Genomic DNA, 6,606 nt, shown 5'->3' on the forward strand with positions numbered 1-6,606 from the left:
ACGACTCCATGATCGACCGAGGAAGGGTGGGCGGGGTGGACGGTGGTGGGGCGGGACTTCGCATGACGCGGCCTCGGCGGTAGCGTTGCGCCACACTCCCGGCCCGCGGGGCGGGCGACCGCCGGCCCTGGCGCCCCGATTCGTACGGAGGATGGTGCATGTCCATCGGCGCTGAGCCGCTCGCGGTACGCGATGACGCGGCCTCGCGGCCGAGCTTCGAGCTCACGCTGCGCGGCTACGACAAACGCCAGGTCGACCGGCACCTGGAGCAGCTCGACGGTCAGATCGTGATGCTGAGCCGGGAGCACGGGCAGTCCGCCGTCCGGGTCCGTGAGCTGACCGCCGAGGTGCAGCGGCTGCGCGCCGAGCTGGCGGAGTTGCAGGAGCAGCCCGCGCAGGTGGACCGCGCCTCGTTCCAGGATCTGGGCCCGATGGTCGGCGAGATCCTGGCCCTGGCCGAGAAGCAGGCCGGGATGATCACGGAGTCCGCCACCGACCTGGCCAACGAGTTGCGGGCCGAGGCGGAGCGGATCCTCGCCGACACCCGCGAGCGGGCCGCGCAGGCGCGCCAGGACCTGGCGGAGGAGCTGGCGGCCCGGCGCGCCGAGCAGGAGCAGGCGCACGAGGAGCGGCGCAGCATGGCCGAGGCCGAGCTGAGCGCGATCCGGGAGCACGCGGAGCAGCTGCGTGCCGATGGCGAGGCCGCGCACGACCGCGCGCAGCACGAGGCGAAGCGGATCACCGAACAGAGCGCGCAGCAGCTCAACCAGACCCGGGTCGCCGCCGACGCGCTGATGAAGTCGGCCCGTACCCAGATCCAGCAGGAGCTCCAGGCGGCCCGCGCCAAGAGCCAGCAGGAGTTGGCCCAGTGGCAGGCCGGCATCGAGCGCGACGTCAACGACCGGCGGACCGCCGCCGAGCAGGAGATCGCCACGCAGCAGGCGGCCGCGGAACGTGAGCTGGCCGAGCAGCGCAGCGCGACCGAGCAGCAGATCGCCGCGCTGCTGGCCGAGGCGCAGCAGCACGTGACCGAGCTGCGCAACCGGGCCGACGAGCAGGCCGCCGCCCACCAGGAGCAGCTCGCCGCCCTCCAGCAGGAGATCGAGGAGCGCCAGCAGGAGTCGGAACAGCTGCACGCCGAGCTGGAGACCGCCCAGCAGCAGCTCGCCGAGGTCCGCCAGGAGGGCGAGACCCTGGAGAACGAGCTGTCCCGGTTGCAGCAGCGGCTGAGCGAGGTCCGTCGCGACCTCACCGCCGAGAGCGCCCGGCTGGACGAGGCCCGGCGTGCCGGGGACTCGGCCGAGCGGCACGCCAAGGACGTCCGCGCCCGTGTGCAGCGGGAAGCGAAGCGGGTCGCCGACCTGGCCGCCGCCGCCGTCATGGCCGCCGCCGCCGGGGGTACGGAGACCGCCGAGTACCCGATGGTGGGCGCTCGCTCCAACGTCGACCGGCCCGGGGTCGAGCGACCCGGCGTCGAGCGACTCGGTCCCGATCGACCCGCCGTGGACCGGCCGGGTGGCGACCAGCCCGGTGCCGAGCGGGCCGACGAACCGGCCCCCGCCGACGATCCGGTCGGGCCGGCCGACCGGACGGCCGCCGCCCAGGAATTCACCGGTGAGGCCGACCCGACGCCGACGCAGGTGCCACCCGCCGGCGACCCGAAGCCTGTGCCGTTCCTGCCCTTCGGGCAGCCGGTCAGCGAGAACGGCGCCGCCCGGAACTGACCCGGCGAGCGGCCCGGGCGGTTCTGCCCGGAACCGGGCCGACGATCCCGGTCGAGCTGACAGGCTGGTCTGGCCGCGCACGGGCGGCGCGACGCCGACCCGTTCCGGTGACCGAGAGGAGTGCCCGGTGACCGACCGACCGGAGGAATTCGACCTGCTCGTCGTGGGCGGCGGCAAGGCCGGCAAGACGCTGAGCATGGACGCCGCACGGTCCGGCCGACGGGTGGCGATGGTCGAACGCGGCATGATCGGCGGCAGCTGCATCAACGTCGCGTGCATCCCCACCAAGGCGCTCGTGACGAGCGCGCGGGCGGCCCGCCAGTTGCGCGGCGCGTCCGCGCTCGGCCTGACGGTCGAGGGTGGCCGGGTCGACGTGGACCTGCTGCGCGCCCACAAGCAGGACGTCGTCGAGGGGATGGTGGCCGCGAACCGGCAGCAGTTCCTCGACTCCGGCCTGCACCTGGTCATCGGCGAGGCCCGGTTCGTCGGCCCCCGGACCGTACGCGTGGCGCTGGCCGACGGTGGCGAACGACTGCTGCGCGGCGCCGACGCGGTCATCAACACCGGTACCCGCCCACACCTGCCGTCCGTGCCCGGGATGGCCGAGGCCCGGGTCCTGACCAGCGACCGGCTGCTGCGCCTGGACCGGCTCCCGCCCCGGTTGGTGGTGCTCGGCGGCGGCACGGTCGGGGTCGAGTTCGCGCAGATGTTCGCGTCGTTCGGCAGCACCGTGACCGTGGTCGAGGGCGGTCCCCACCTGCTCGCCCGGGAGGATCCCGACGTCGGCGACGCGGTGACGCGGATCTTCCTCGACGACGGCATCGACGTGCGCGTCGGCACGACGGTCACCCGGGTGGACCGCGACGCCGACGGCGGCGTCCGGTTGCTGCTGGACGACGGCGGCACGGTGAGCGGGGACGACGTGCTGGTCGCGGTCGGCCGGGAACCGGTCACCGACGGCCTCGGCCTGGACGCGGCCGGTGTCCGGCTCAACGACCGGGGCTTCGTGGTGGTCGACGAGTACCTGCGCACGAGCGCCGAGCGGACCTGGGCGGCCGGGGACGTCGCCGGCACCCCGCAGTTCACCCACGCCTCGCTCGACGACTACCGGATCATCAGGGCGAACCTGGCGGGTGAGCAGCGCAGCACCGCTGGCCGGCTCATCCCGTACACCGTCTTCACCACCCCGGAGCTGGCGCGGGTCGGTCTCACCGAGACCGAGGCGCGCCGCGCAGGGTACGACGTCCAGGTGGCCCACCTGCCGGTCGCCGCGATCCCCCGGGCGCGGACCCTGCGCCAGACCACGGGCATGTGGAAGGCGGTGGTCGACGCCGCCACCGACCGGATCCTCGGCGTGGCGCTGCTCGGCGCCGAGGCCGGCGAGGTGATCACCTCGGTGCAGCTGGCCATGCTCGCCGGGATGCCGTGGACCACCCTGCGGGACGCCGTCATCACCCACCCGACCATGACCGAGGGCCTCAACCTGCTCTTCGCCTCGCTCCAGTCGCGCCCGGTCCGCTGACCCGGCCGCGCGTTGCCCGCTAGACCGGCCCGCTCCGGCCGGGCTGAGCGGCGATCTCGGCGCGGACCCGGTGTTGGAAGGCACGGGCCTGCGCGCCGGTGGGCGGCAGTCCACCGTGCCGCGCGGAGACCGCCCGGCCGATCACCTCGGCCGGGTCACCGGCGTCGATCAGCCGCTGCCCGGCCGCCACCTTGGACAGCCAGACGCCGTCGCGGTGGCGCACCAGCGACCGGCAGGCGCCGAGCACCGCGTCCTCCGCGCCGGGCGCCGGCCGGTCGTCCGGTGGTGTCGGCAGGGCCAGCCACCAGGACAACGCCTCGATCAGCAGGCGACGGAGGTCGGCCGGGGCGAGGTCGGCGAAGACCTCCCCCGCCGGCGGCCCGAGCAGCGCCAGCCCGCTCTGGTGCAGGATGCTGCGATCCAGCCCGTACCAGAACCGGCCGTCGGCGGCCGGCCGGTCCGCCGGGTCGAGGGTGCGCCGGAACGGCATGCCGGACCCGGTGTTCAGCTCGACCTCGAAACCGGGGTCCGGGCTGCCGGCGGCGGCCACCGCCCGCTGGTACGCGACCAGCTCCAGCCCCCGCGCCGGGCAGGGCAGCGCCTCGTGCCGCAGCCGGGCCACCAGCGCCCGCTTGCCGGCCTCCGTCAGCGGCCCCGCGCAGACCAGCGCCACGTCCACATCGCTGCGGCCGGGCTGGTACGCGCCGAGCCCCACCGAGCCGGCCGCGTACGCGCCCACCAGGTCGTCGCCGAGCACGTCCCGGGCGGCGGCGACCAGCTCGTCGAGGTAGCGCCGAAGATCCGAATCCACGCCCCATCCTCACTCCTGCGTCGCGCCGCCCCGAAACCGGGTCGCCCGCTAGCCGGCGTAGAGCAGCAGCAGGCCGGCGACGGTGTAGGCGACCATCAGCGCCAGCAGCGGGAGCTGGCCGGCCACCGCCCGGGCCCTGGGGAACAGGTACAGGGCGCGGTCGTGGGCGAGCACCGTGCCGAGCAGGTGCCCGAGGATGATGACGGTGATCTGGAGGGTGGCCACCCCCGACGGGGTGACCAGGCCGGTGTGCGGCTCCCAGCCGGCGGTGCCGAACCAGTCCGCACCGGTGTCCAGCGGGTCGGAGAGCAGCGCGACGGTGCGCTGGCCTTCGAGGATGAGCAGCGAGTAGTAGTGCGCCACCAGGTAACCCGCCGCGATCGGCACGATCGAGTGGGCGAGCTCGGCGGGCAGCCCGCGGGCGTCGGCGGGGCCGGTGCGGCCGATCCGGGTCGCCGCGCCGGTGGCGGCGAGGTACGCGGCGGCGACGGCGGCGATCACCAGGATCAGCCCGGCGCTGCCGGTGACCACCGGGGGCAGGCCGTTCTCCTGGGTGAAGCGCAGCCAGGCCGGCGCGTTGGAGAGGCTGTCGAACATGGTCGAGCCGAGCAGCACGATCACCACGGCGACGAGGCCGGGGTCGGGTCGCAGCCCGGCGATCCCGTCGAGCGGGTTGCGCCACACCAGCACGCCGTCCGCGGCCCGGCCGACCGGGGCGAGGTGGCCGACGAGCCGGCTGTACACCTCGAACGGGTCGGCGCGGTCGAACCAGCCGGCGCCGAACAGCGCCGCACCGGCCAGCATGACCACGGCGTACGCGGCGAGCCAGGCGGTGATGACCGGCAGGGTGGCCCGCTCGGGCGCGACCTGCTCCAGCCAGACGAACCCGAACAGGGTGACGGCCGCGGGCCAGAGCCCCAGGCCGGCCGGCGGCTCGCGGAGGCCACGCTCCGGGTCCCGGCGTGTGGCCAGCGCGGCGAGCAGGTGCACGGTTCGCAGCGGGTTGACCGCCCGCCAGACCGGGCCGAGCAGCAGCGACACGGGCACGAGCCCGACCCAGAGCAGCACGTAGAGCGCCCCGGCGGTCGGGTTGTCCGGGGTGTCCGGCCCGGCCAGCAGGCCCAGGCAGAACCAGCCGGCGGCGAGCAGGCCCAGCCCGCGCAGTGCCCACCGGAACGCGGGCGCGTCGACGAGTCGGGCCAGCGACTCCGGCACCGGCCGTCCGCCGGTCGCGTCCCGGTCGAGCCGCGGCTCGCGCCAGAGCAGACCCAGCGCGAGGAACGTGACGACCAGGGTCAGGGCCGCGGCGACGACCAGCTGCGGCAGGGTGATCGGCAGGTCCTGGCGGCCACCGACGCCGTGCGCCAGCACCGCGGGGGCGCCGGTCATGCCGCTCAGCGCACGACGAGCTGGAACAGCACCAGCTCGGACTCGTGCGTCTCCACCTCGAACAGGCCGGTCTTCTCCGCGCGGAACTCGACCGAGGCGGGCGTGCCGGCCGGCAGCCGGGCGCCCAGGTCGTAGCCGTGCACGTGCAGTTCGTCGGGGACGTCCGAGGTGACCGTGATGCGGACCAGCTGTCCCTTACCCACGGTGACCCGGCCGGTGGGCGGGTCGACCCGCCGCTTCGCGATCGTCACGGTGATCTGCCGGTCCACCGCCGGGGTGCTGGGGCTGACGCTGGGTGTCGGGCTGTCCGACGGGGTCGGCGCGGCGGTGGCGCTGGGCGGCGCGGCGGCCGTGGGCGGCGCCGAGGTGGTGGCCGCCGACGGGTCGTCGTCCTGGCCGCAACCGGTGGCGAGCAGGGCGGTGACGAGGCCGGTGGCGACGACGGCGTGGATGCGGGAACCGGGGGCACGGACGAACACGGGCGGACTCCGAACGACGCGGGGGGACGGGTGTCGAGATGATCGTCGGGGAGGAGAACTCTACGTCTTGTTCGGCGGCGGGGAAATGACCATGATGAACGGATGCGATCGAGGCTGGTCACTGCGCGTCACCTTCTGAGCCGAGCCGTGGCGGCGCTGGCCGTGCTGCTGGCGGTGTCGTTGCTGCTGCCCGCCGCTCCGGCGTCCGCGCACGGGCAGCTGGCCACGTCCACCCCGCTGACCGGCACCGTGGTCCGGGAGCCACTGGCACAGATCGCGTTGTACTTCACCGAGAAGCCCGCCTCGAACGCGCACTTCACCGTCACCGGCCCGGACGGGTCCCGGGTGGACAACGGCTGGTCGTACGGCGAGCCGAAGCGGCTGGACAAGCCGGTCCAGGAGTACTTCATGGTCAACGGGGTCTTCGAGCCCCGGCTGTACCACACCGGCTTCCCGGCCATGGTGTCCGTCGCGCACTGGCCGGCGAAGGGCCGGTACACCGCCAGTTACCTCTCGGTCGCCTCGGACGGTGAGGCGGTGCGCGGCACCGTCACCTTCGACTACCGGGGCCCCGGCACGCCGGCGCCGGCCGGTTGGACGGCGCCCACGGACGGGCCGGCGCCCACGCTGCTCGCCCTGGTCGAGGGGACCCCGTCGGCGAGCCCCGGGGCGCCGTCCAAC

6 protein-coding genes are annotated in these 6,606 nt (G+C 74.9%); 3 read left to right on the forward strand and 3 right to left on the reverse strand.

The features are described from left to right. Window positions 1-158 precede the first annotated feature (158 nt). The gene (locus tag DKT68_RS04530; protein WP_109816171.1) at window positions 159-1,724 is read left to right on the forward strand and encodes a coiled-coil domain-containing protein; all 1,566 of its coding nucleotides are present in this window, start codon (window positions 159-161) and stop codon (window positions 1,722-1,724) included. A gap of 127 nt (window positions 1,725-1,851) precedes the next feature. Next, window positions 1,852-3,246, forward strand: coding sequence for a dihydrolipoyl dehydrogenase family protein (locus DKT68_RS04535; RefSeq protein WP_109816172.1), 1,395 nt, complete (start codon window positions 1,852-1,854; stop codon window positions 3,244-3,246). Window positions 3,247-3,265: 19 nt separating this feature from the next. On the opposite strand, the gene DKT68_RS04540 is transcribed toward DKT68_RS04535, so the two are convergent. From DKT68_RS04540 to DKT68_RS04550, 3 genes are read right to left on the reverse strand one after another with little or no spacing between them, the layout of a single operon-like run. Continuing rightward, a complete protein-coding gene (locus DKT68_RS04540) occupies window positions 3,266-4,057 on the reverse strand; it encodes a nucleotidyltransferase (RefSeq protein WP_109816173.1) in 792 nt (263 codons plus the stop codon). Between the two features lie 48 nt (window positions 4,058-4,105). After that, window positions 4,106-5,446: a hypothetical protein gene (locus DKT68_RS04545; protein ID WP_109816174.1), complete on the reverse strand. Its 1,341-nt coding sequence runs from the start codon at window positions 5,444-5,446 to the stop codon at window positions 4,106-4,108. A 5-nt stretch (window positions 5,447-5,451) separates the two neighbouring features. Continuing rightward, on the reverse strand, window positions 5,452-5,925 hold the full coding sequence (locus tag DKT68_RS04550; RefSeq protein WP_109816175.1) for a cupredoxin domain-containing protein: 474 nt from the start codon (window positions 5,923-5,925) through the stop codon (window positions 5,452-5,454). Between the two features lie 102 nt (window positions 5,926-6,027). Here DKT68_RS04550 and DKT68_RS04555 point away from each other — a divergent pair. Further along, window positions 6,028-6,606, forward strand: a 579-nt coding sequence (locus tag DKT68_RS04555) for a copper resistance CopC family protein (RefSeq protein ID WP_146218285.1), incomplete at its 3' end; no start/stop codon positions are given.

The organism is Micromonospora acroterricola (genome assembly GCF_003172955.1).
In the GTDB taxonomy this organism is placed as follows: domain Bacteria; phylum Actinomycetota; class Actinomycetes; order Mycobacteriales; family Micromonosporaceae; genus Micromonospora; species Micromonospora acroterricola.

Coding starts and splice junctions, on each gene's coding strand:
- DKT68_RS04530 (WP_109816171.1), top strand. CDS start 159: ATGTCCATCGGCGCTGAGCCGCTCGCGGTACGCGATGACGCGGCCTCG.
- DKT68_RS04545 (WP_109816174.1), bottom strand. CDS start 5,446: ATGACCGGCGCCCCCGCGGTGCTGGCGCACGGCGTCGGTGGCCGCCAG.